The organism is Phocaeicola intestinalis (assembly GCF_014837065.1).
GTDB lineage: Bacteria > Bacteroidota > Bacteroidia > Bacteroidales > Bacteroidaceae > Phocaeicola > Phocaeicola intestinalis.
The window spans coordinates 19855-44090 of record NZ_JACSPP010000028.1; the positions used below are offsets into that span (position 1 = coordinate 19855).

Genomic DNA, 24236 nt, shown 5'->3' on the forward strand with positions numbered 1-24236 from the left:
ATTACAGAAGTTTGAAACGCATCCGGAAGATGCCGTCTTTATAGTCGTGGCTGATGATTTTGAACATACCTATTTCGGATGTGTTGGCTACGTGCAGTCCGATGCAAAGGCATTCATCGTAATCGCCCACTTTCACAATGCGTACGGTGTCCGAAGCTCCTTCGGGCAGGCGTTTCAGGTCGAATCGTTCCTTGGCTTCTTGCTGGGTGATGAATTCGGTCGTGATGGGCAGGTGCCGGGCTATGACTTCGTTTACGGTTGTTTCGATGTGGGTTATTTCTTCATCGGTCGGGGCTTGTGGCAGGGCAAAGTCGAGTTTGCTTTTCTTGCGTTCAATGTGCGCCGATACGGCCCGGCCGCATCCGAAGAGGTTGACCATGGTGCGGTTTACGATGTGTTCGCACGTGTGCATGGGCGGATATTCCGTCTTGTTATGTCCGTTGAGTTGAGGTTGTTCCATAATTCTTTTTTTGCGTGGTGTATTTTTTTTGATGTATCATGACACACAGATTACCCGGATAGCATAAAAATGTCTGTCTGCGTTATCTGTGTGTCATTAAAATGCACAAATAAATTATAATTACTTGTTCATGTTGCTGTTGGTCAATGTCTTGCCTTCGTATTCACCGGTCAGTGCATTGAGGAAAGCTTCTATTTTTTGTGCTTCTTCGGGCGATAGTTCTTGTCCTACCTGGTATTTTGCCATCATGGTAATTGCCTGGTTAAGTGTTTCTACACTTCCGTCGTGGTAATACGGATAGGTCAGTGCCACGTTGCGCAAGGTTGGTGTCTTGAAGCGGTATCGGTCTCGTTCTACCTTGGTTTGTGCCCATCGTCCGTTGTCTCCATCTGTCAGTCCCGACTTTTGGGTCAGTTCCCGGTCTTCAAAGTAGTTGGCGCGTTGTCCCATCAGTTCATAACTCAGCCCACCCATGCTGGCACCGGCATGGCATGTGGCGCAGCTATATTGCTTGAACAGGTTATAGCCTGCTATCTGTTCGTCGGTCATGGCAGACTTTTCACCTTTCAGATAGCGGTCGAAAGCCGAATTGGGTGTTACCAGCGTTTTTTCGAATTCGCTGATAGCGTCAGTGATGGTGGCTTGGCTCAGTCCTTCGGGATAAACCTTTATGAAGTCTTTTACGAACGCTTTGTCTTCGGAAAGTCGTGCTACGATTTCATCGAATGACTGGCATCCCATTTCTACGGGGTTCAAGGGAGGTCCTCCGGCTTGTTCTGCCAATGTCTCAGCACGTCCGTCCCAGAACTGTGCGAAATTGAAGCAGGCATTATATACCGTCGGGGCATTTACTCCGCCCAACTGTCCTTTGATACCTTCCGAGTAACGTTTGTTGTCTACTCCGGCGGTGTTCAGGCCGTGACAGGTAGCACACGAAACGGTTCCATCGGCAGAGAGCCGTGTGTCGTGATAGAGCTGTTTGCCTAAAGCTGCCTTTTGCGGATGATAAGCGATGCTGTCGGGCAGAGGGCGTACGGGTTCGTTGACAAATTCGGGTGCTGCCAGCGGGTTGTGGAAATACCTGGCACGGATGCTTTTGATAGCTGCCAGCATCCGGTCGCGCTTTTCAGGGGTGATGGACGAGCCCCAATGTACGAGGTAATACTCTTTCATCGGCATGGAACCGTCGATGATGCATTGCTCTACTTTGTTGAGGTCTACTTCATTGGGTACCGATTCGTCTTTCATGGTGCGCATGAAAGGCAGGATGTCGAATGTGGCATAACCTTCTTGCACATGCTTGTTTATCATTCCTTTGATGACAGGGAAGTGGGCATAGAAAGGCAAATCCGGTGCCATTGAATGGCAGGAGGCGCATCCGCCGTCTGTCAACACTTGGACCACTTGCTCGTTTGCCGTTAAACTGGCAGACGGAGCATTGTTTACAGCTCGGTAGATGACGGCGAGCAGGGCTATTACCGCCACCACGGTTAAAACAATGATTGAACTTTTTTTCATGTCGTTTTTTTATGTTATTGAGTTTTTATATTTATGGGTTGTTTCCTATAGGCTAACTATTTTGTTATTCACGGGACACAGCTGGCAATCTGTTATGCTTTTGTCAAGTATATACGTGCATACTGTTTTGTGCCGAGGGCAGGTAGTTGACACCATACCAACACATCTGCATGCACAGGAAGCCGGTTGCCAATAACAGGACGTTCCACTTCTGGTGCCGGGGCTTGCCATAGAGACGGAGGTGAAGGTAAAGCAGATAGATGCTCCATGTGACGGCGGCCCATGTTTCTTTCGGGTCCCAACTCCAGAAATATCCCCATGCTTCTTTTGCCCATAGGGCACCGCTTAGCATGCCGAAGGTCAGGAAGGCCAGCCCGATACATGTCAGGCGGTCGATGGTGGGTTGATAGCGGCCGGTATGTTTTATCACACCTGCCAGGGCAAGCAGGAAGGCACAGCCGAACACGGCATAGGCAAAGATGTAGACTGTTACATGGGGCACGAACCAGTAACTTTGCAAGGCAGGCATCAGTGAGCGGTCGTGCTGTTCGGGGTTCATCAGATTCATGATGACGAATACAAGGGTGAGTAGGGTGGAAAGGGGAAGTATCCACCTGTAGTGCCAACGTCGGTAGGTAAGCAAGCCGCATAGCATCAGGAAGAAAGAATACCACAATCGGGTTTCTCCTTGGGTACGGAGCGGCGGACGTTGCAACGAAATCCAAAAGCAAATAATGAAGGCTGCATAGATACACAGTCCGGTACAGGTCAAGGCGAAAGCTTTCTTGCTGAATTCCGTGCTACGGAATGCCGCGAAGGCACCTCCCACCCATAGCAGTGTTGCACTAAGGGCAAATCCGATAAATTCGTCCCATGTCAGCATGTTTCATCACCTCCTTTCTTTGGCAGGGCAGGTATCCCTTGTGTAAATAAGAGTACGCAACCAGCTATCAGCATCCAGATTCCTGTCCATAAAGCATACTTCCAAGGCTCTTTCACCAGTTGCAACACGCAATAATGTGGTTGTTCGTTTGCCGGTACGTGTTCGTAATCTGTCAGGTAAAGATTGTCCGTCCACGAAAGTGTGCAAGGGTGATTTACTTTCAAGGTAGCACTTTTGTCTCCTATGATTACTTGGGCGTTGTAGCTTTGTGGGGTTCCATCGGGATGATAGGCTATATCGAATGTCTGCAACTGCATGGAATCTTTCAGCAAGATGCTTTTTCCGTGTCTGTCGAATGCTTGCCGGGTCGGTTGGTCTTTGGTGACCAGTATCCTCCATTCATGTGTGTCGGCACTTCCCGCCATTCCACCTCCTAATGCAAGTAGCAGTCCGATGTGGGTCAAGGCAAAGCGCAGCTTGTGTGCCCGTTTTCTGCACATGCCCCGGTAAATGACGATGAGCAGGTGGGCAAGTAAGGCAATGAGGGTGAATACCGTCCACCATGAATCGGGGGTCAGTAACGTACCGAGGCCCATCAGCAGGCATGAAACAAAGGTTATCCCCAATAACAAGAATGTGGTGGCAGGTGCTGATAAAACCAGATAGCCAGCCGACTGAGGTTTTTCTTTGTGAAGAATCCACAGGCTTGTCACCCCCAATAGCAGGAGGGCGGCATTTACAGGGAAGGCGAAGAATGCTATCTGGCATTTACCGAATGTCAGCTGGCAACCGAGTGCCACGGCGAAGTATGTACCCCAATATCGATATAACGTCGCTTTTTTCATAAATCCGTCTGGCTTTATTTGTTCCGATGCAAAAGTACATATTAATGTAATAGGTTCTTTCTTTGCCGATGATTTATTTTAACGGATATCTGCCAATATCCCATGTAGGGGCGGATGCGATATGCCCTCTACCATGTGTCATATACAAAATGCTCAATTAGTACCGCGGGAAGCATAGACAGTTTCTTAGAATCTGTCGTTTAAGGTATATTTTGAAGTATTTTTCTAGTTGAAGAAAAAATTTTTTGCCGAAAATTTGTTGTGAAAGAAAAAAAGACTTACCTTTGCACCGCAATCAGGAAAATAACGGTTGCAAGACCAAGTTGGTGCCATAGCTCAGTTGGTAGAGCAAAGGACTGAAAATCCTTGTGTCCCCGGTTCGATTCCTGGTGGCACCACTTTTACAAAACGAAAAATCATGAAAACCGCTGAAATAACTGTATTTCAGCGGTTTTTTCTTTATGTACTATCCGCAAAAATATGCAATCTGGTGCAATAAAAAATTGCTGATTCGGTGGCTTTTTTTGAGTCCCATGAAAAAACCACCGATATGTACCATACTTCACTTATTCTCAACGATTTGCGTGAATCATTTTCAGGGATGAAATTCTACATTTGCATACCCTACTGAATGACGGATGAAACACAACGTCTGCTAAAGGCATTCATATCAGACGATAATAATTGTACCTACAGACGGATAATAGTAAGAGAAACAAAAATCGGTGTTTTTTTAGAACCGGCAATAATAAAAGCCACCGAATTTAACATTTCTCTCCAGCCATCCGCTCAATTCAGGATTGACGAAATAACCGAATGTGCAACTTCAAAAAGAAAATGATCATGAAACAAGGAACAATGAACATTCTATTTTTCGTTCTGAAAACAAAACTGCTGAAAAATGGCGAGGCTCCAATCCTAATGAGGATTACCATCAACGGGCAATATGAAGAAATAAGAATACAGAGAAGTGTTCCATTAAAGAACTGGAATCCGGCCAAGGGATGCAGTAAAGGAAAAGACAGGGCTTCCATCGAATTGAACAACTATATTTCCGCCCTCACTACACGCGCATACGAAAAACACAAGGAACTAACCTTTGAATCGGCACTGATAACTCCAAAGACGATATTAAAGCGTGTGTTCGGAAAGGATGAGACTGTCCGGACGTTGCTTGGAACAGTCAAAGAAGAAATTTCCTCTATGGAAAAGGTTGTTGACATAGACTATTCTCCCGTCACCATCAACCGTTATAAGAATGTGCTCAGAAAACTTGAAATGTTTGTGCCACGTTTTTATGAGAAGGATGATATTACATTCCATGAACTTTCTCCTGATTTCATCAAGGCTTTTGATGTTTTCCTGAAGACAGAAGCCGGACTGTGCCGCAACACAATAGTCCGCTACATGAAATGCCTGAAGAAAATCACCAATATGGCAATAGCCAAAGAATGGATGCGAAAAGACCCGTTTTACGGATATAAGATGGAACAGGACGAGACAGATCCGATATTCCTAACAAACAACGAGCTTCAGGCTATAATGAACAGGAATTTCGATATTCCGAGGCTGGAGCTTGTCAAGGACATCTTTTTGTTTGCGTGCTTCACCGGTCTGGCGTTCGCTGATGTATCCACATTAAGACCGGAACATCTGGAGCAGGACAATAACGGTGACTGGTGGATAAGAAAAGGACGTGTAAAACTGGAGAGAAGAAGAAAGTCAAGTTCCATAGCCAATGTTCCGCTTCTTCCTGTTCCATTGGCAATCCTGAAGAAATACGAATCACACCCGATATGTCTTAAACAAGGGACTTGCCTTCCTGTTGTCTGCAATCAGAAGGCAAACAGCTACCTGAAGGAAATTGCGGACTTCTGCGGCATTAAAAAGAATCTGACCACACATGCAGCCAGACATACGTTTGCTACGACCGTCACGCTGGCCAACAACGTGCCATTACAGGAGGTGTCTGCCATGCTCGGACATGCCTCCACAAGAATGACACAACATTATGCAAGAGTCATGGACAGGAACCTGAAGGACAACATGAATATAGTAAGGAGCAAGATGGGGTTATAGAGATAAACCTATCTTATACCTCGCATAACCGTCTGTAATAATATACAGAGACCAGGCGCTTTCAAGATGAAGTCATCCTCATTTCTTGCAGCAAAGATAGTTGTTTTTCCGAATGATCGCGCAAGGCGGCCCCTGAAGGGGCTTGGTTGCCTGTGAAAAAATCTTCCTCTTGCTGGCGCAAGAGCGTATTTTTTCACGGCAAGCCTTGCAGCAATCATCGGAAAACGAACTGGGGAACGCACAAGAAATAAGAATGCCTACCCACGGGCAGGCCATGTATAACTCAATAAATGGAAGATTATGGAAGCGAACAATGTGGAAAAAAGGTTCAATGACTGGTTTACGGTGTCTTATGACAGGTTAAGAAATCTCGTTGGCAGATACGGGGCACTGGATGAGGACAATTTTCATGACACTTATCTGTTTGTAAGAAAGCAGGTGCTGAATCCGGAAAGGGAAATAACGGATTATGAAGCATACTTTATCGGGTGTTACAGGAAAGCGTTCATGGCCAAGTTCAGGCTGGAAAGCAAATATGCCCATCCGGATGAATATTTCTTTCTTCGATGTGGGGAAGATGAGGATTTCCTTTCTCCGGATGACCTGAACAGCTGTGAAAAACTGGTGAAGGACATTCTTAACTTTATCAGAAGAAAGTTCTCCTATCAGGAATACAGGATGTTTACGTTGCGTTTTTATGAATCAGACTTTTCATTCAAGGCGTTGGGTGAATGTATGGGTATATCGGCAAGTACCATTTCAGGAAAAGTAAACACGATCATGGATACAGTACGGTCAAACCGGGGATTTTCATGGAGAAGCCAGATGCTGGCAGTAGAAGGATTCATATCCTAATCCGTTAGTTTATTTTATCATCTTTAAAATAGAAACTTATGGCACTGATAGTATACAACAAGGAGAACTCACGTCCGCAGCAGGTAGTTTATCAGGGGAAGCGGACAATTAATATGGACAGCAAGGGAACGGTTTACCTGTCAAAGACAATGTCTATTGAACTGGGGATTCTCGGTGGAGGACGGGTTAATTTCGCACACGATGAGGATACGGGAGAATGGTATATCTGCCATACGACAGACAAGGACGGGTTCACTGTATGGAAAGATAAAAGGTGTGCCAGATTCTCTGCCGGATTCATCGTCAGAAGAATCATGCTTCAGGCAAAAGTGGAAAGGAAGACCGTACAGTTTATGATTGCCAAAGCTCCCATAGAGGTGGGAGGTACAGTATATTACAAGATTCTGCTTTCCAATCCGATTTTCAAATAGGCAGAAGAAGGTGGCTCAGAAAGATCCATTATCAGATAATGGTGATGGATTTTTCCAGGCTATGTTGTTCAGATTTTTACATCATACTATTTGGAGCATTAGGATATTGTTTGGTCAGGGCATTATGTTGTTGTGTTATCATGTTATTGTAATGTTATGTTATTAGGGTGGTATGTTGTTGTGTTATTATGTTATCAGGGTATTACACTATTGCAATATCACAACAGAGTTTATTTTATACACACGCTGATTATCAATATATTACAATTTTCATTAAGCAGCGCATACAACTTTACTATAACAATCTACATACTATTATATGATACAGATTGATATGTAATATCTGTAAATCAGGATGCCATAGTACAATACAGCATAAAAACTTTCAATATTGAATATTTAAATTTCGGCAAATAACTAAATATCAGGCACTCCATTCACACAATATTCAACTCTGCATACAGGTTTGTCACAAACAAACTGATATTTACATTTTTCATCAGGTAAATACGACTCTATTTTATAGCTATAAATGGGCATAGAGCCACAATCCACTTTAAGTGGATTTTCTGTTCAAACGAACAGAGCAAGTTGTGTTTTTGTCCGACAGAAAGTATTCTGTCAGACAAAAACCAACTTGCCCTCCCTCACGTTCGGGGGATTTTCCTCCAAAGTCGGAAATTTCAAACTGTTATCTATATACCCGTAAGCTATTAATATAAAATTATAGGAACAATAAAAAGGAATGATTTCAGAAAATATGAGACCAAAAACTACAAACTATTGTACAAGAAATGTTAGTTGTAGCGACTTTAAGGAAGTAACAATTTGTATTTTTACACAACACTGCCGAGGAAGAAGAAAACAAACGCCAGTTCAAACTCTTCGGTGAAGAGAATCAATGATATTCATTATAGTTTTTGAATCTGTAACACAATCAATTTAAGATTGGTGTATACTTGGATATTTCCTTGTATACCTTTTTTTATGTCCTTTGCTTTCTTTTCCCTTCTATTCCATATAAACATGATTCTTCCTGATACCTCCAACATTTACTACAAATGTTGGTGATACCCCTAATTGTTATTGCTTCCTCTGCAGGATTGTATGTACTAATTGAAAATAGGGCCACTTTAGATTTTTTAAGATTACAATAAAATTGGACAACTATCCATTTTTCTGAATAATTTTTTGTATTTCTTTGAGCCTGTATAACTGTCTGTTCATATTTACAAAAAAGCCTTATGTATAAGCCAGTTTACCATTGTAGCAATCAATACCTTAGTGTATCCTTTAACCATGTACATACTTATTATCTTTTTGTTTTTATACAATAGTTTTCATTGTTGCCTCTTCTTTTTATGCAATGGTCTGTTTTTTTTATTCTATGGTGGCTCACTTTTCAGTTATTATATACACCGTCAGAAAAGAGGTCTTGAAATATAAGAAGCTGGCGATCCGGACTTCACATACCAATGCCTGGCTAAGACAGATTGCAGACGCAGATCCAGAGAAGTCACTGTATAAAAACCATATCACGACAGGAACCACCATTGACGGAAAATGTATCAGACTGAGCACCATCGAAAAGTATTGCGGCTACATGGTGATGGAGTGTTTCAGGGAAGCCTTCAAGAAGAAGGAGAAGTATTCAAGCTGCAGATTTGACTTTTGCGGCTATGACGGTACACTATGGTGTGAACCTCGTGAGGACGGTGACATGGCAGCAGGCTTTATGAAGGAATACCGAAATACCGGGAACGGCTATTATTACCTGCTTATCAATGACAATACCATGATAGGCTATGACATTGACAGACTCATTTTCCCTATCCTTTGTATCAAGGTATAAAGGATAGGGTATGATAAACCCAATTATACAACACTAAAATTTCTATCTTATGAAACCGGAAATAATTATCCAGCAAGGCTTGAAAAGCGCCAATATATTGCTTAAGAATGCACAGCAGAGAGCTGCAGAACTTGACCACCTGAAGGGAGAGCTTGTATTAATCACAGATGCAAACGGCAAGGCCTTCAAAGGCTTTTTCAGGAATGTTGAGTTCATCATCTTGGGCAACAGGATTACCGCCAGATATACAGTCAGCCATATTCTTGAATGTAACGGCTTTATAATGCCATCTGAACATACTGACGAAGTATATGATGCGGTGGATATACGCAAGACATCCTACAAGAACTACAGATATAAAGTTTAACCCTATAAATCACATTGACATGAAAACAAAACTCTCACCTTATACAATCGCTTCAAACTGTACTGACCTTACTGACATCCGCGATGGTATCAATGAAATCCAGGATGAAATGAAAAGGCTTGTTTCAGAAGGAAAGAATGTTCCGTCTTTCTTCTACTCCAGGTTGTCAAAACTCCAGACCAAGAGAAAAAAATATGAACAGAAAACCAGGTTCACATGAATGTGACCATCCGTTTCTTCATAGACGAGGAAACTCTTACAATGGCTGTACGCCATTGCCTGCACTTCCAGATAGAGCCATCTTTTCCGAACGTAAAAAAAGGCCATCAGGAATGCAGTCCTGAACAACGGCAAATCCATCATAGATTTTCCGGAATCCTGGAGTGATGACCTCATGGATGTTGAGAATGAGAAGGTAAATGAGGTATTGAAGAAGATACGGACACAGTTTGGTCTCTAGCAATTTTATTTCCCTTTGGTGAATCTGTAAACTATTATTCAATAGTTGTTGATTTTGACTACATCTGTGAAATCAGCATGGTATCTGTACATGCCACAGAATCGACAAACGAGGAGTGTATCAGCTTTATCGATGTCCTTAAAGATTCAAACCGTCATAATCTTAAGGAAGCCGGCAGCTACTACAATGCCAAGAAAATCGTAGCTACTTCTTGAATATGCTTCAGGTCATAAGGGATAAAATAAAACAACTTTAATATTGAATAGCATGGCAAGAGACGCACAGAAATATGCAGGTTGCTGGTATTGTGACAATATAATTGCCCCTCCTGAACAGGTAAGTCTGCTGCATCTTGGTTACCCCAGATGTTTTGTTCTCGTTTCTAACAGTGAGGATTTCTACTTCTCCACCTTTGAATAATTTCTTCACTACTCAAAGGTCAACTGGCTGAATCCCTCAGGCAAAGGGACTCCTGAAGAACAGCGTGAGGTTCTGGAACTACTCTGGGACTTTTCCATAGAACAGGAAGAAGAGGAAGATAGACTTTCTAAAGAACGTGGTTATGACCTATAGAGCGCATAGTTCTAAAAAAACTACTTCTGTTTTTATTTGAATATTAATTATAGAATCCATTGGTTAGCCTAATTACTTTTACCCATGGCATTCTATGTTATTCCTTGTTTTTAGCTATTATCCTTTGTAATATTCTCATGTCACCCTATTGGTTTTCATCTATAATGTTATAATTGAATGCTTTTGTTCTTAGATAATGTTAAAGCCTATTTATAAGGTCAGTTTAGATTAAACATGGTGTGTTAAAACTTCATATATAGTATATGGTTTTAAATATATTTATTATATCTTTAGATTATGATATACAATGATAGCTTTTAAATTTCTATTATGTTAGATCTTAAAATAGGACAAAAGATAGAGCTGTCAGATGGCTCTTATGTAAATGTAGTGAAGAAACTTGGTGAAGGTAGCCAGGGTGCTGTGTATTCTGTAAAGAGTATTTCAGGAGAAATGTATGCTCTGAAATGGTATATTTCTCAGGATATTATTAATAATCAGGATTTCTATAGAAATCTCGAAAATAATATCAGACTGGGTTCTCCAGCACCTAGTTTTATATGGCCGCTTAAATTGGCTATTAGGCAATTGGGAAGTTATGGATATATAATGGATTTGTGTCCTTCTACTTATATTGAGTTTAGTAAGTTTTTCAAGAACTCATTTTTCAAGGATGCTAAGTTCTCATCTCGTCAGGCTCAGATTCATGCAGCTTTGTGTATTGTTGATGGATTTCGTCATTTACACATTAGGGGATTCTTTTTCTCTAATATTAGTGCTGATATTTTCTTAGTTAATCCAAAAACGGGTAATGTTCGTATTTTTGCTGATGACAATGTTACTGCAAATAATATTGAGGGTTTTATAAGTGGTACGGTAAAATATATGGCTGCAGAAGTTGTAAATGGTTCGAGGCCAAATATCAATAGTGACTTCTTTTCTTTAGCGATAATATTATATCGTATTTTTATGATAGATCATCCTATGGAAGGTAAGCGAACCTTGCAGCCTTGTCTTACAGATGAAATACAGAAGAAAGTTTATGGGAATGATATGGTCTTTTGTTGGGATGTAGATTTGGATGTCAATCGCCCGGACAAAATCAATCATAAAAATTCTATCTATAACTGGTCCCATTCTCCTCTTTCTTTGAGGCAGATTTTTTCTAAAGCTCTTTCTCAAAGAGCTGTTCTTTATCCGGAACAAAGGGTAAGTGATATTGAATGGAAAAACTATCTTCTAAAGCTCAGAGCAAATAGCATCTGTTGTCCGTCGGGATTGCATGATATTTTAGCGGATGAATCAATAGATAAATGTCCACGCTGTAATCATATCATAGATATGCATAAAATTCCTAGAATTGAATTTAGGGATTTTAGTTATGCTATTACTGATAAGAAGATTTTTTATCTGAATGATTCTCTTATACCATATGGCTTAGGTGTTGTTTATAAAGGGAAAAACGGTCCTGAAATAGGATTGAAAAATTTATCAGGTGTAACCTGGAGTTTGGAAACTGCATCTGGTAATATATTGCAAATTAAAGAAGGTGAATGTTTCCCATTACGAAATGGAATGCAAATAGTTTTTAATGGTGTAACTCGTTGTAGGATTGTTTTGGGTAATTAATGTTTTGATATATTCACTTATTATAATTACAACTGATAATATTTTTCTTTTATTTGTTTCACTTTGTATATTTATGCTTTTAAAAAGTTGAATGTATGTAAATTATGCAGAAAAAACTTTGTTTTTGTAGTTGTTATAGTTAACTATATATAAAAGAGTAAAATAGAATGAATTCTTTTTGTTATTTATATTTTATTACATATCTTTATATGGTATTAAATCTTCAAATATTAGTTAATATAAAAATAGTATGTTATGCCTTTCCCTAAATTAGATAAAATAGCCGTTATTTTGCCTGCTTATTGTCAAAAAACTGGTAAAATGTTTGGTATACGTACCGAACAAATTTCTACAAATAATTGGTTACAAACATGGGCTTTTAAAATGGATGAAAATGTCATTCAAAATGAAAAGCTAATTGCAAAAAAGATAAATGGTCATATTGTTTTTGAACAAAATTATAATGGATGTCCATATTGTGGATCAAAAGGATGGTTTGAATGCAATAATTGCCATAATATTATTTGTTGTGACGATTCTCCTACGGGGTCTTGTCCAAAATGTGGTATTAAAATAAATTCCTTTGTTGAAGGTTCTACATGGAATTTAGAAGGTGGAGAACATTAAAAGTTTGAAATTATGTCGGATCTTAAAATAGGACAAAAGATAGAGCTGTCAGATGGCTCTTATGTAAATGTAGTGAAGAAACTCGGTGAAGGTGGCCAGGGTGCTGTGTATTCTGTAAAGAGTAATTCAGGAGAAGCGTATGCTTTGAAATGGTATATTTCTCAGGATATTATTAATAATCAGGATTTCTATAGAAATCTCGAAAATAATATCAGGCTGGGTTCTCCAGCACCTAGTTTTATATGGCCGCTTAAATTGGCTATTAGGCAATTGGGAAGTTATGGATATATAATGGATTTGCGTCCTTCAAATTATATTGAGTTTGGTAAGTTTTTCAAGAGCTCATTCTTCAAGGATGCTAAGTTCTCATCTCGTCAGGCTCAGATTCATGCAGCTCTGTGTATTGTCGATGGATTTCGCCATTTACATATTAAGGGATTTAGCTATAAAGATATAAATGATGGTAATTTCTTTATAAATCCCAAAACGGGTAATGTTCTTATTTGTGATAATGACAATGTTACTGCAAATAATATTGAAGGTCTTATAGGTGGAAAGGCAAGATATATGGCTGCAGAAGTTGTGAATGGTGCTAAGCCAAATATCAATAGCGACTTCTTTTCTTTAGCGATAATATTGTATCGTATTTTTATGATAGATCATCCTATGGAGGGTAAGAGAACCTTGCAGCCTTGTCTTACAGATGAAATACAGAAGAAAGTTTATGGGAATGATATGGTTTTCTGTTGGGATGTAGATTTGGATGTCAATCGCCCGGATAAGGTTAATCATACAAATTCTATCTATAACTGGTCTCATTCCCCTCTGTCTTTAAGGCAGATTTTTTCTAAAGCTCTTTCTCGAAGAGCCGTTCTTTACCCGAACCAAAGGGTAAGGGATATTGAATGGAAAAACTATCTTCTAAAGCTAAGAGCAAATAGTATCTGTTGTCCGTCTGGGTTACATGATATTTTGGCGGATGAATCAATAGATAAATGCCCACGTTGTAATTGCACCATAGATATGCATAAAGTTCCTAGAATTGAATTTAAGGATTTTAGTTATGCTATTACTGATAAGAAGATTTTTTATCTGAATGATTCTCTCATACCATATGGCTTAGGTGTTGTTTATAAAGGGAAAAACGGTCCTGAAATAGGATTGAAAAATTTATCTGGCGTAGCCTGGAGCTTGGAAACGGCATCTGGTAATATATTGCAAATTAAAGATGGTGAATGTTTCCCATTACGAAATGGAATGCAAATCGTTTTTAATGGTGTAACTCGTTGTAGGATTGTAATGAAATAATTTTATAAAATGAAAACAGATGATATTGTTTTATCTGGTTCTGATGAGCATACATTAGAATTTTTGCATACACAAGGTTTTATCCATTTAATAAAAGGTGCAGAAGAAGGAAAATTGTTGCTACCTTGCAGTCTGCGTGCTCTAGCATGTATGAGATTAATTAAAGTTGTTAATGAAATCTCAGATAAAAATTATGATGTGTTTATTAAACCGGAGAATGGAGATATTAAAGTTGTAATAAGGAATTTGGAAAATGATACCATCCCTTTTAAAAGCCCGAATGGAACAAATTGGTCTAAAGTTGGATATGTCCTTGCTATTAATATGGCATATATCTTAATAGGTTCTCACCCTTATAAGGGTCGAAAATGGTTCGAAGCTCCTCTTATTACAAGAAATATAGAGGAGAACTTATTTATAAATAATCCGGAGTTCATATTAGCCACTGATAGTAAAGCTCCTAATGCTCCTCATGAAGTAGTACAATCTCATGTTAAATTGTTATATAATTCACTTACTCCATGGTTGCGTGAACGGTTTAAGAGCGCATTTAATATAAGTATCGGTGAAGTGTGGTTCTCTGCTGATGGTAAGAATGATGAATTAATAAATATGTATAATCATCTTTGGGAAATTGTTTGTACTTCTGTAGCTAAAGATAGGAAATCTATTTCTATCAAGATAAATGGTTACCCATATTTTATTTCATCAGGAAAGAAGATTGTTACTCCTGACATTTTGAATGTAATAGCTCATTGTGAAGAGTATAAAAATAAACTTATAATAGTAAATGACACATCTATGAAATGGAGGATTGAATGTGTCAATAAAAGGCTTTCTTATCATGGCAAGCAGTATTTAGAACCTAATAAAAAAATTTATGCTGAAATAGTAGATGAAATTTTATCTGAAGAGAATAATATAAAATTAAAATATAATAACATTTAATTTAAAAGTAATCGTTATGGATATAAAAAATGATCAAAATTTCGGTCCTGAATTTGAAGATAAAGTACCGTCAAAAGATTCTGTTAGAAGAGTTATGAATCTATATTATCTTGTTGATACTTCTGGTTCAATGGTAAGCAATGGAAAAATGGAAAGTGTAAATCAGGTTATGCCTGAGGTAATTGAGCTGGTCGCTGATATTAGCAATAGTAATGTAGATACTGCTGAAATTAAGGTTGCTTGTCTGACATTTAGTACAGGTGCACATTGGATGTATTCTGCACCTATAAGTGCCAATGATTTTAAGTGGACAAATTGTACTCCTGCAGGTCTTACGGATTTGGGGCAAGCTTATGAAGAATTGGAAAAGCATCTTCATAGAGATAATGATTTAGGTAACAACCAAGGACACTTTGCTCCTGCTATTATTCTTCTTACAGACGGTATGCCTAATGATGATCATAAAGGTGGTCTGGAGATCTTAAAGAAGAATAACTGGTTTAAACATGCTACTAAAGTTGCTATAGCTATAGGTACGGATACAAAAAGTCAAGTTCTTCGCGATTTTGTAGGTGAAAATGCAGCTGATGAAGCTATTATTAGGGTCCATGATGTTCAGACTTTAAAAGATATAATAAGACTTGTTTCATGCTCTGTTAGTAAAGTAGGTTCAAGTAATGTCTCTACAGAGAATAAAGCAAAAGAAGAGATTTTAGGAGAGGAAATTAAAGGTGGCCTCTCTACTCAGGATATAAAACAAGTCGATGGTGCAATAGATGTTGCTCCTGTTGGCGATGACTTATTTAACTAACTCTATTTCTAAAGATGGAGAAAACAATTCTTTTCCTTTGTGAATGCTCTCAGGCTCTAAATCATTACCCTGAGGCATTAGATGCTATGAGAGTGTTCATAGAGGAAGGTGTTGGAGCTGTTGAGCATGATATTAGAATCGGTATCTTGAATTATGGGAATAATGCATCTGGTATAGACTGGTTTACTTCTGATACATTTAGTATTAATACAGCCTTTGGTGAGTCTTGTCTAGGCGCATCTAATTTATATTCAACATTAAATAAAGTTTCTGAGTATATTAGAAATGATGAACATCAAAATTGGACTATAATTATCTGTACATATTGCGGCCCATCTGATAATGAGCTCATTCTGTCCAGTGAATCTAAAGATATTCTATTAGGTTGCAAATTCGCTGTTATTTATGGTAATGAGTTAATTAAGGTTCCAGTTCTAGGTGTACCTATTATGCTAGATGCAGTTTTTAAAACTGGCTCTGAAACTGAGTTGTCACGTTTTAATGAATTTTTAATAAGTTCATGGTCTAATCGAGTATATAAGTCTCATGATGTTGAAGATTCTAATCATCAATCTGAGATAAAAGATATTTCTAATATTGATATTTATTCATAATGAGTATATTAACAACCGCACTATATAGAAAAGGAGCAAGTCATGTGAAGAAAAATGTTGTGTGTCAAGATTATGCACAGCTTTTCATTTCAAATGATGATGTATTTATATTGGCTCTTTCTGATGGACATGGGAGTCCTAAGTATTTTAGAAGTGATGTAGGTTCAAAGTTCGCAGTTGAGATTGCTATTGAGGTCCTTACAGAATTTGTAAAGGAATTTGAACCTAATAAATATCTGCCTAATATTATTAATATAAAACAAGGTCCAATTAAAGATGGAATAGAATTAAATTCTATAGAATGTGATAATATATTTAGACATTTAGGTTCCTCTATCATTTATAGGTGGTATGATAAGATAATGTCTCATTGGGACAATTATCCACCAACTGAAGTTGAATTACAAAAATTGTCGGTTGAAGATAAACAGTATTTTCAAACAAATGAGCTAAGTAAGAGAATTCCTAAGGCTTATGGTTGTACTTTACAGTTAGCTGTAAGGGCAAATGATTATTGGTTTGCTATTCATATAGGTGATGGTAAAATTGTGGCGATTAAGGATAATGGAGATATTTATGAGCCGGTTCCATGGGATGAAGACTGCTTTGGTACTAAAACTACATCTATGTGTGAATTAGATTCAAATTTGATAAGATATTGTTTCAGTAGAGATTTATCTGATTCAGCTGCTATATTTCTTGCTTCAGATGGAATGGATGATTCATTTGCTAACTTTGAAGAATTGGCATCTATGTATGGCGTAAATATTATTAATGAGATATATAATAAGGGCTGGAGTAATTTTAGTTCAAATTTACCTGATTTGCTTGATTTTGTGTCAAAAACTCGTAGTGGTGATGACATGTCGCTAGCTTGTTGGATTGATGAAGATAAAATAAAATATATGTTGCCCAATATTCTAACTAGTGATTTTAATCGAATAGAAAAAGGAATTCTTTTATATAATAATAAAATAGAGGTTGTAAAGAAAGAGTTATCTCAATACGAACATAGATTATCTGAAATCTCCACACAAAATGAAGAATTTGAAGCTGCAGTAGGTGTATTAGAGCAATGTAAAACAAAATTATCAGAAAGTATAGGTAAGGTTTTATCGTATCTAAAAGAAGAATCAATCTTTTCTGCATTTATTAAAACAGAAAGTCACATAAATAGAGTTCTTTCTGTAAATGATAGTGAAAAAACAAGATTGGAGGTTGAAATTAAAATAAGAAAAAATGAAATGAAACAATGTTCTAATCTTTTACAGAATCTTAAAAGAGAAAAGAATACAATTGTAGAGAATATTAATAGAATAAACAATAATTAATGAGATGAATAAAGAATTTTCTGGGCATATATGTGGGGATAATATGATAAAAAGTAAAAAATTACCTATATCATATTGTCCTTTATGTTCATCCTTTATTATTGATAGTAAAGGACAGAGTATAAATGAACATTTATATTCTGTCCTAAGAATTATTCATGATATATCAGGTGATGATGCGATATTGCGGGCATCTATAATACCATTATTAGTTGGCCTGTGTAAAAATCAATATAGTCCTATTTTACACATTCTTTTTAAGTTAAGTAATTCAGATTTATCTAATAGACTTTTAATGGAAATCAAATCTTCTTCAGGTTTATGGAATGAATCGGATATTGAGCGATGGGCAGACCATATTTGTGTAACTTTGGGTACAGAATATGCAGATGCTTATTATTTAATTAAAACTATAGCTTTTGCATGTTATAAATGTAATGATATAGAAGATTATGACAATTCTCAAGATAATTCTATTAGTAATAAAGATGAGAAAACAGATAAACTTTATATAAATGTAGAGCCCTCGATTGTTCAACGAGGGGGACAAATTAAAGTAGAATGGTCAAGCGATTTCTCGAAAAAGAGGAAGCAAAAGAAATATAATAAATATTCTTACACTTTATTGGCATTAAACCAGGAAACTGGTGAGAAAAAATCCATTTCTATAAAATCATATGGAAATTTAATTCTTTATCCTACTAATAATACATTATATACAATTATATGTAAGAATAGAGCTGGTTCAACATATAAAGTTAGTAGTTTAGTTACTGTTTTAGATGAGTTGGCTATAAATAAGTTTTTTGCTTTTCCTAAAACAATTATTGAAGGTGATAGTTCGACTTTGGTTTGGAACGTTGATGGTTTTACTTCTCTAAAACTAAAAATAGATGAATTTATGGGTGTATCTAAAACAATTGATGTGTCAAACCAACCAGATAGCAGATATGTTATATCTCCTCAAAGAAAGGTTCAATTAACATTAATCGCTGAAGGTGTAGGAACATCAAGAATTCAGGCTATGACTGAAGTCGGTGTTCGTCGTTTACCAAGATTTCCTGTAAGTCAATTGCCCAAACTTTCACCTATTTCTATAGTTGTGAATACTCCGGATCTTTCAAAAATATATTCTTTCAGTGGTGATTTTCATATTCCTTCAAAGAGGTCAAGGTTATCGTCTTTCTTTAATATAATCTTTAATCTGTTTAAAATTTAACTTTGCTATTCTATGGCTGGAGATGTCTCTAAATGGCTTCATGATTTATTACATGGTATGAAAGAAAAAAAATGTTTCATTTGTGGGGAATACATTAGAACAAGTTATTATTCTGATCATAATGGACATTATGCTTGTGGTAATCACGATGTTGGTACTTGTTTTGTGTGTTTGTCTATTTGCGATAAAAAGAATTCTATCAATGTTCCTAATTATGGATTGATTTGTCCTGAATGTACAAAAAAAAATATTGATGAGAACTTAGCATTGCGATTAATTCAATATGTCAATAATTTTTACATAAAGCTTGGTATGAGTTTCCCTGGTCATAAGTTATACTTAGTTAGTATCGATGAGATGAATAAGAGAATTGATGAAGGGGATTCTGCATTGGGGCTGGCTTATAATAATTATGATGGTATATATAGAATCTGTGTTTTGAAGCATTTGTCTAAAATTGCTTTTGCAGGAGTATTTGCTCATGAAATACTTCATTTATGGCAATACGGAAAACAAATTAATGCACCTAAGCATATTTGTGAGGGATTTTGTAATTTAGGAAAGTATCTTGTTCTTAGTACAATCAATAAAGAAGAAGCAAAGCTAAGAATTTCTGGTATGTTATCTGATCCTGATCCTATATATGGTGAAGGATTTAGAATAGTGAAGGAAGTATATGATAAAACGGGATGGAATGGAGTGATAAATATGATGAAACAATATAAAGTATAATGATAAACAAATTTATATTTCGCAAGATATTATTAAACAGTGAAAGGCAAAAGAAAGCTTTTTATAAAGTTTTCAAGGTTTGCTTTGACTATAATAAACTTAGGCATACTAACAAAAGTTATTCTATTGCAGAAGATTTGGTATTACCGATAAGATATATAAATTGTGTCGTTCTGAGAAGAATTTATTTAATTGCGTTAAACAAGTATATAGATTAAATTCAGATATTATTTTTAATGTACCTGTTGATATTATAAGAGAAATAGAACTTACATTTTCATTTTTTAATGTGGTTCTTTTCATTTTAATATCATGTTCTATTTCCTACTCAGGTATAGTATTAAAGCAAATAGAATCAATTTTATATTTTATGTCCTTATTGAGTTATTGTTTTTTCTTAAAAAAAACAATAATCTATTCGCGTAAGAATAATATTTTTTTATTTCTTAAAAATAGTGTGATATCATATTTGTTTTTGATAATAAGTCTTATTCCTTCTCTTTTGTTCTTTGCAGGAGTATCAGATATTATATTTTTGATATCATCTATATATAAACAAGTTATATCATATCATGATTTGATTTTATCATTTTGTTTTTTTATTTTTATTTCTATGTGTTATACTATAGAATTGGTAGAATTGTTTAAACTATATAAAAAATATAATTATCTTTATGACAACAAGATTTGAAAGGATTCTTTGGGCAATAGCTGGCGCAGAAAGACATATACTAGAGAAATGTAGAACTGATCATAAAAAGTTTTCTGCAATAGGAGCCACAATATTAATGACAAGTATTATTGCTTTTGTTGCTGGTTCTTCAGCAGCCTGGTATTTTACAAAAAATGGAGTTGATGCATCTGGGGATTTTTTAGGTGCCGTAATATTTGGTATTATTTGGAGTCTTTTGATTTTCTGTATAGATAGAAGTTTGGTAATAACTTTAAAGAAAAATCCTACTGCTATAGCATATAATTTTAAAGAAAAAATTACTCTTTTCATTAAATTATATTTTACTCCATTATTTACACGCTCATTGTTGGCTGGTATAATTGCTTTTATGGTATCTGTCCCTCTGGAATTATTTATTTTTGAAGATTATATTTTATCTAATAAAGAGGATTTTGAAGCTAATGAGCAAAGGATTCTTGGTGAACGACTAAAAGAAAATAGTGGCGAAGAACTCTTTAATGATAGAATAAAAAGTGCAGATGTAACATTAAACAGATTAGGGCAGGAAAAAGATCAGCTTAAAAGTGAAGTAGAACAATTCGAGGCTAAAATTGATAAACTGAAGAGAGAAAAGCAAACCCCTAATAGTAAAGAATATATTGCCGCACAGAACAAATACAATATTGCTAGAAAGAAATATAATGAATTACAATTAAACTATAGAGCAGAAAATAAGAAAAAGGAACCATCTATTAGTCTGCTTAGTAGCTATGAGCGTCAAATTAAGATTGCAATGAATGATATGCAAAATGCTCAAAAACAATTAAATACAGCGAAATTGGCATGGGAGAACAGAATACAAAAGGAAATAGATAGTAATCAACTCGTTTTAAACGAAAAAAAATCTGCGAAGGAAAAAACTGAAGAATCATATAATAATACATTACAGAGTCAGCTAAATGACAAAAATCATGTACAAGAACTTGTAGACGAAAGAAGAACAAGAGAAGAGACAAAAGGTAATGCATTATCGAATGGTAATCAATTTATTACAAATTTTCAGATTTTAGAGTATTCAGTATGGCAAAGAGATAAAAATGGTAACCTTACTGATATTACTCAATTATTATTCCTTTGGTTAGTAAGAACTTTATTTTTTATTATTGAGATTTTGCCTACGATTGTAAAGATTGTATCTCCTATTGGCTCTTATGAGAGAATGGTCTATGCTGAAGAACAAGCAATAAAAGAGTATGTTAACTCTGGAGAATTTAAGGATAGTATCTTTAGAATTCAGCAATTAAAGCAAAACGAAAGAGAGAATGCCATTAAATGTCAGACAGAGGCAGAATTAAATATACGAAATGAAATAGCAAAACAAATAGAGTTAGCCCAAGTGGATGTTTCTAAAACTTACATTGATCGTTGGAAACAGAAAGAGTTAAAGAAAATAGAATCTATGCATAACGAAAATAGTGGTAATTTAAATGAAGTGTAATTGACCACATTTTTAAGATATGTACTCTTATGGGTAACGTAAATACAACTGTGTCAACCCTTTAGTCTATCATCTCTTTAGTTTAATATTACTTTGGATGTATTTGATTTTCAAATATTTATCCGAAAGTAAAATTAGAGATAATTTGGCTTGTTAGGGATTGACACAGTTTGAATTAAAGTATCATTTTCCAAATAACTTCTTTAAAATGAAATTCCCTAATTTTCTTTCAATACCTGATTGTGTTGTAGGTATTCCTGTTTTGCGAGCTATATTTTGCTTTAGCTTGGAGATACCTAAGGCCCTCTTTAGCGAGAATGTTAGTCCTGGTATAGGTGTGGAGTGTTTTCTATTCTGGAAAAATCGGAGTATGCTGTTACATCAAACGAGCTGAAGAATCAGTTCGATATACCCATTCAGTTGTTTTTATCCTGCATTGGATATCAATAAATTACGGAATGCCCTATATCGGCTTTCGCTTCAAAATCGGAGCATGCTTGCCGAAAACGGAGCATACCCACCCACTCAGAACGGCTTAATCCACCCACAATTATTGCTAAATTGGCCTTGAAAAGTGCCTGAAAAAACGGAGTATATCCGTTCATTTCAGCTAAAAACGCCACAAAACGCCATAAAAAACGGAGCATATCCGTTCAGTGGTTTGGATATTACGATAGAATCTCCGTTTTCTCTACAGAAATCGGAGTATATCCGTTCACTAATGAGAATGTAATAATACTATAATCAGTTGTTTACATACGGAAAACGGAGTATATCCGTTCACCTTCTCACAGAAACGACAATGCCTGCATAAAAAACGGAGCATGTCCGTTCACTTGTTACTCTTTTCCCGTATCTTGTATGCAGAAAACAATCTTCATACGATACGACTATGGCAGGAAAAAGTAAGAATATGAGCCAGATCAAACAACTTCTTCTACTAAAGAAGAGCGGAATCTCCAACCGCAAGGCTGCTGATATAATCGGCATGAACAAGGAGACAGTGAACAACTACATGAACAAGGTCAACGCTGACAGTCTGAGCCTTGATGAACTTATCAGGTTGGATGATCCCATTCTTGAGCACCGTCTCAAGGGCGGCAATCCTGCATATAGCGACAAGCGTTTTGAAACATTCAAGGCCCTTCTTCCATATCTTCAGGAGGAGATGAAGCGCAAGCATGTCACGCTGAAGCTGCTTTGGGAGGAATACCGTAATGAGCATCCGGATGACCACTACAGCCTGACACAGTTCCGTTTTCATTACAATCAGAACACAAAGGCCGGAAAGGAATCGCCATCCACCATACTTGCCGACATGCGTACTGGCGGTGAAAAGCTTTTCCTCGATTTTGCCGGTGATACCATGGGGTACGTTGATATGGAAACCGGTGAGGTAGTCCAGTGCCAGGCTTTTGTAGCCACTCTGCCTGCAAGCGACTACGGTTATATCCTCTTCGTACGTTCACAGCGCACGGAAGACTTTGTATATGCCATAATGCAGTGCCTGAAACATCTTGGCGGCGTACCAAAGATGCTTGTCCCTGACAACCTTAAAGCTGCCGTTGTCAAGACAGACAGATATGAGCCTTCGCTAAACCGTGTAATGGAGGATATGGCCAATCATTACGGCACGGTCATCATACCGGCACGTCCCGCACACCCAAAAGATAAAAGCAACGTGGAAGGGACCGTGAGGCTTGTCTATATGCGTGTGTTTGCCGAACTCCGCAATGAAACCTTCCATTCACTGGAAGAGCTTAACCGGGCAGCCTCGCTCAAAATGAAAGCGCACAACCAGAAACGCATGCAGAAGCATCCTTACACGCGTGAGGAACGGTTCCTTGCCGTAGACAGGCCTAATCTTATGCCGCTGCCTGACAGGGATTTTGAGATTGTGTCATATACCGATTTGAAGGTGTCAACCAACTGCTGTATCTATCTCGGACGTGACCAGCACTATTATACAGTACCCTATCAGTATATATCCAAAACTGCACATGTTGCCTATACACGCACATTGGTAAAAGGTAAGCATTCAGCAAACCCCGTATTGTGAAAACTGCTAATGCCTGTATTTACATGTTTTTTAAAAATTTCAACTTGTCTTTGAAAATGTTGAAGATATTCGAAGATTTCTATCAAGGTCTATTAAAGGCTGGGAATTTTCTCTGAATAAGTCAGAGACATTAGTAGATGTCTGTGACTTTTTCAGAGATTTCTCAAAGAATCTTCCTGTCTTTTAAAGATGATGGCAGTAACTCTGCAAGATCCCTGGAGTAATCACTATCGTATTCATGTACGTGGTTAAGAAAATAGTTCATCCAGCCCTTGAAGTCCACATCGGCGGCCTTGCAGCAACCCATGAAGGAATAGATAACTGCAGCATCCTCAGCCGCGTTATGATTGCCACAGAACAAATAATTCTTTCTGCCTTATGTTGGCATTATATTTATGTTGGCATCATAATTAAAGTCCATAATTAACAGTACTTTTACCTTTTTTGATGCCAACATAAAATAT

The 24236-nt window shown here is 37.1% G+C and carries 23 protein-coding genes, 1 tRNA gene and 2 pseudogenes; 20 read left to right on the top strand and 6 right to left on the bottom strand.

The genetic code is table 11. The features are described from left to right. Position 1 precedes the first annotated feature (1 nt). From H9625_RS09915 to H9625_RS09930, 4 genes are all read right to left on the bottom strand, one after another. Positions 2–460, bottom strand: coding sequence for an alanyl-tRNA editing protein (locus tag H9625_RS09915; protein ID WP_191764153.1), 459 nt, complete (start codon positions 458–460; stop codon positions 2–4). A gap of 120 nt (positions 461–580) precedes the next feature. Next, positions 581–1978 (bottom strand): cytochrome c peroxidase, encoded by a 1398-nt coding sequence (locus H9625_RS09920; RefSeq protein ID WP_191764154.1) that lies wholly within the window; start codon positions 1976–1978, stop codon positions 581–583. A 103-nt stretch (positions 1979–2081) separates the two neighbouring features. After that, positions 2082–2861: a cytochrome c biogenesis protein CcsA gene (ccsA, locus tag H9625_RS09925; protein WP_087210062.1), complete on the bottom strand. Its 780-nt coding sequence runs from the start codon at positions 2859–2861 to the stop codon at positions 2082–2084. After that, positions 2855–3706, bottom strand: coding sequence for a cytochrome c biogenesis protein ResB (locus H9625_RS09930; protein WP_191764156.1), 852 nt, complete (start codon positions 3704–3706; stop codon positions 2855–2857). The genes ccsA and H9625_RS09930 overlap by 7 nt, the downstream gene beginning before the upstream one ends. Positions 3707–4031: 325 nt before the next feature. Here H9625_RS09930 and H9625_RS09935 point away from each other — a divergent pair. The 19 genes and pseudogenes from H9625_RS09935 (at position 4032) to H9625_RS10020 (ending at position 21713) form a co-directional block, all read left to right on the top strand. Next, positions 4032–4104: transfer RNA gene (locus H9625_RS09935), tRNA-Phe, on the top strand. 445 nt (positions 4105–4549) lie between these two features. Then, entirely contained in the window at positions 4550–5785 is a 1236-nt protein-coding gene (locus H9625_RS09940; protein WP_191764158.1) for a site-specific integrase, read from the top strand. Between the two features lie 300 nt (positions 5786–6085). Continuing rightward, positions 6086–6640 carry a sigma-70 family RNA polymerase sigma factor gene (locus H9625_RS09945; protein WP_191764160.1) on the top strand — a complete coding sequence of 185 codons (555 nt, stop codon included), beginning with the start codon at positions 6086–6088 and terminating at the stop codon, positions 6638–6640. Positions 6641–6678: 38 nt separating this feature from the next. Continuing rightward, positions 6679–7071, top strand: coding sequence for a hypothetical protein (locus H9625_RS09950; protein WP_021929898.1), 393 nt, complete (start codon positions 6679–6681; stop codon positions 7069–7071). Positions 7072–8494: 1423 nt separating this feature from the next. Next, positions 8495–8923, top strand: a pseudogene (locus H9625_RS09955) (hypothetical protein); the annotation flags it as partial. 49 nt (positions 8924–8972) lie between these two features. Then, positions 8973–9290, top strand: a complete 318-nt coding sequence (locus H9625_RS09960) for a hypothetical protein (RefSeq protein WP_191764164.1) — start codon at positions 8973–8975, stop codon at positions 9288–9290. A gap of 19 nt (positions 9291–9309) precedes the next feature. Beyond that, the gene (locus H9625_RS17725; RefSeq protein ID WP_225226394.1) at positions 9310–9510 is read left to right on the top strand and encodes a hypothetical protein; all 201 of its coding nucleotides are present in this window, start codon (positions 9310–9312) and stop codon (positions 9508–9510) included. After that, positions 9507–9677 (top strand): hypothetical protein, encoded by a 171-nt coding sequence (locus H9625_RS17730; RefSeq protein ID WP_225226395.1) that lies wholly within the window; start codon positions 9507–9509, stop codon positions 9675–9677. Before H9625_RS17725 ends, H9625_RS17730 begins: the two co-directional genes overlap by 4 nt. A 150-nt stretch (positions 9678–9827) precedes the next feature. Beyond that, the gene (locus H9625_RS09970) at positions 9828–9965 is read left to right on the top strand and encodes a hypothetical protein (protein WP_191764166.1); all 138 of its coding nucleotides are present in this window, start codon (positions 9828–9830) and stop codon (positions 9963–9965) included. 688 nt (positions 9966–10653) lie between these two features. Beyond that, positions 10654–11952 (top strand): protein kinase domain-containing protein, encoded by a 1299-nt coding sequence (locus tag H9625_RS09975; protein ID WP_191764168.1) that lies wholly within the window; start codon positions 10654–10656, stop codon positions 11950–11952. Positions 11953–12207: 255 nt separating this feature from the next. Further along, positions 12208–12579 carry a hypothetical protein gene (locus H9625_RS09980; RefSeq protein ID WP_191764170.1) on the top strand — a complete coding sequence of 124 codons (372 nt, stop codon included), beginning with the start codon at positions 12208–12210 and terminating at the stop codon, positions 12577–12579. A 12-nt stretch (positions 12580–12591) separates the two neighbouring features. Beyond that, the gene (locus tag H9625_RS09985; RefSeq protein WP_191764171.1) at positions 12592–13887 is read left to right on the top strand and encodes a serine/threonine protein kinase; all 1296 of its coding nucleotides are present in this window, start codon (positions 12592–12594) and stop codon (positions 13885–13887) included. 9 nt (positions 13888–13896) lie between these two features. Next, entirely contained in the window at positions 13897–14835 is a 939-nt protein-coding gene (locus H9625_RS09990; protein WP_191764173.1) for a hypothetical protein, read from the top strand. 16 nt (positions 14836–14851) lie between these two features. Next, on the top strand, positions 14852–15646 hold the full coding sequence (locus H9625_RS09995) for a vWA domain-containing protein (RefSeq protein ID WP_191764175.1): 795 nt from the start codon (positions 14852–14854) through the stop codon (positions 15644–15646). Between the two features lie 14 nt (positions 15647–15660). Further along, positions 15661–16260, top strand: a complete 600-nt coding sequence (locus H9625_RS10000) for a hypothetical protein (RefSeq protein ID WP_191764177.1) — start codon at positions 15661–15663, stop codon at positions 16258–16260. Continuing rightward, positions 16260–17591, top strand: coding sequence for a protein phosphatase 2C domain-containing protein (locus tag H9625_RS10005; RefSeq protein ID WP_191764179.1), 1332 nt, complete (start codon positions 16260–16262; stop codon positions 17589–17591). Before H9625_RS10000 ends, H9625_RS10005 begins: the two co-directional genes overlap by 1 nt. A 4-nt stretch (positions 17592–17595) precedes the next feature. Continuing rightward, a complete protein-coding gene (locus H9625_RS10010) occupies positions 17596–18810 on the top strand; it encodes a hypothetical protein (RefSeq protein WP_191764181.1) in 1215 nt (404 codons plus the stop codon). Positions 18811–18822: 12 nt separating this feature from the next. Continuing rightward, positions 18823–19542: a hypothetical protein gene (locus H9625_RS10015; protein WP_191764183.1), complete on the top strand. Its 720-nt coding sequence runs from the start codon at positions 18823–18825 to the stop codon at positions 19540–19542. Positions 19543–20216: 674 nt separating this feature from the next. After that, positions 20217–21713 carry a DUF4407 domain-containing protein gene (locus H9625_RS10020; protein ID WP_191764185.1) on the top strand — a complete coding sequence of 499 codons (1497 nt, stop codon included), beginning with the start codon at positions 20217–20219 and terminating at the stop codon, positions 21711–21713. A gap of 443 nt (positions 21714–22156) precedes the next feature. On the opposite strand, the gene H9625_RS10025 is transcribed toward H9625_RS10020, so the two are convergent. Beyond that, the gene (locus H9625_RS10025; RefSeq protein WP_191764187.1) at positions 22157–22360 is read right to left on the bottom strand and encodes a hypothetical protein; all 204 of its coding nucleotides are present in this window, start codon (positions 22358–22360) and stop codon (positions 22157–22159) included. Positions 22361–22626: 266 nt separating this feature from the next. Between H9625_RS10025 and istA the strand changes: the two genes are divergently transcribed. Continuing rightward, complete coding sequence (gene istA / locus H9625_RS10030; RefSeq protein WP_225226396.1) at positions 22627–23772, top strand: IS21 family transposase; 1146 nt, start codon at positions 22627–22629, stop codon at positions 23770–23772. 163 nt (positions 23773–23935) lie between these two features. Here the strand turns inward: istA and H9625_RS10035 are convergent. Continuing rightward, a pseudogene (locus tag H9625_RS10035) lies at positions 23936–24148 on the bottom strand (IS66 family transposase); the annotation flags it as partial. Positions 24149–24236 lie beyond the last annotated feature (88 nt).

Excerpts from the sequence above, each read along its gene's own strand:
- H9625_RS09970 (WP_191764166.1), top strand. The coding sequence starts at position 9,828 with ATGGTATCTGTACATGCCACAGAATCGACAAACGAGGAGTGTATCAGC.
- H9625_RS09990 (WP_191764173.1), top strand. The coding sequence starts at position 13,897 with ATGAAAACAGATGATATTGTTTTATCTGGTTCTGATGAGCATACATTA.
- H9625_RS10000 (WP_191764177.1), top strand. The coding sequence starts at position 15,661 with ATGGAGAAAACAATTCTTTTCCTTTGTGAATGCTCTCAGGCTCTAAAT.
- H9625_RS10010 (WP_191764181.1), top strand. The coding sequence starts at position 17,596 with ATGAATAAAGAATTTTCTGGGCATATATGTGGGGATAATATGATAAAA.
- H9625_RS09960 (WP_191764164.1), top strand. The coding sequence starts at position 8,973 with ATGAAACCGGAAATAATTATCCAGCAAGGCTTGAAAAGCGCCAATATA.
- H9625_RS17725 (WP_225226394.1), top strand. The coding sequence starts at position 9,310 with ATGAAAACAAAACTCTCACCTTATACAATCGCTTCAAACTGTACTGAC.
- H9625_RS09975 (WP_191764168.1), top strand. The coding sequence starts at position 10,654 with ATGTTAGATCTTAAAATAGGACAAAAGATAGAGCTGTCAGATGGCTCT.
- H9625_RS10015 (WP_191764183.1), top strand. The coding sequence starts at position 18,823 with ATGGCTGGAGATGTCTCTAAATGGCTTCATGATTTATTACATGGTATG.
- H9625_RS09930 (WP_191764156.1), bottom strand. The coding sequence starts at position 3,706 with ATGAAAAAAGCGACGTTATATCGATATTGGGGTACATACTTCGCCGTG.
- H9625_RS10020 (WP_191764185.1), top strand. The coding sequence starts at position 20,217 with ATGACAACAAGATTTGAAAGGATTCTTTGGGCAATAGCTGGCGCAGAA.
- H9625_RS09940 (WP_191764158.1), top strand. The coding sequence starts at position 4,550 with ATGAAACAAGGAACAATGAACATTCTATTTTTCGTTCTGAAAACAAAA.
- H9625_RS09980 (WP_191764170.1), top strand. The coding sequence starts at position 12,208 with ATGCCTTTCCCTAAATTAGATAAAATAGCCGTTATTTTGCCTGCTTAT.
- H9625_RS17730 (WP_225226395.1), top strand. The coding sequence starts at position 9,507 with ATGAATGTGACCATCCGTTTCTTCATAGACGAGGAAACTCTTACAATG.
- H9625_RS09920 (WP_191764154.1), bottom strand. The coding sequence starts at position 1,978 with ATGAAAAAAAGTTCAATCATTGTTTTAACCGTGGTGGCGGTAATAGCC.
- H9625_RS09995 (WP_191764175.1), top strand. The coding sequence starts at position 14,852 with ATGGATATAAAAAATGATCAAAATTTCGGTCCTGAATTTGAAGATAAA.
- H9625_RS09945 (WP_191764160.1), top strand. The coding sequence starts at position 6,086 with ATGGAAGCGAACAATGTGGAAAAAAGGTTCAATGACTGGTTTACGGTG.
- H9625_RS09985 (WP_191764171.1), top strand. The coding sequence starts at position 12,592 with ATGTCGGATCTTAAAATAGGACAAAAGATAGAGCTGTCAGATGGCTCT.
- ccsA (WP_087210062.1), bottom strand. The coding sequence starts at position 2,861 with ATGCTGACATGGGACGAATTTATCGGATTTGCCCTTAGTGCAACACTG.
- H9625_RS09950 (WP_021929898.1), top strand. The coding sequence starts at position 6,679 with ATGGCACTGATAGTATACAACAAGGAGAACTCACGTCCGCAGCAGGTA.
- H9625_RS10025 (WP_191764187.1), bottom strand. The coding sequence starts at position 22,360 with ATGCTCCGTTTTTTATGGCGTTTTGTGGCGTTTTTAGCTGAAATGAAC.
- H9625_RS09915 (WP_191764153.1), bottom strand. The coding sequence starts at position 460 with ATGGAACAACCTCAACTCAACGGACATAACAAGACGGAATATCCGCCC.
- istA (WP_225226396.1), top strand. The coding sequence starts at position 22,627 with ATGAGCCAGATCAAACAACTTCTTCTACTAAAGAAGAGCGGAATCTCC.
- H9625_RS10005 (WP_191764179.1), top strand. The coding sequence starts at position 16,260 with ATGAGTATATTAACAACCGCACTATATAGAAAAGGAGCAAGTCATGTG.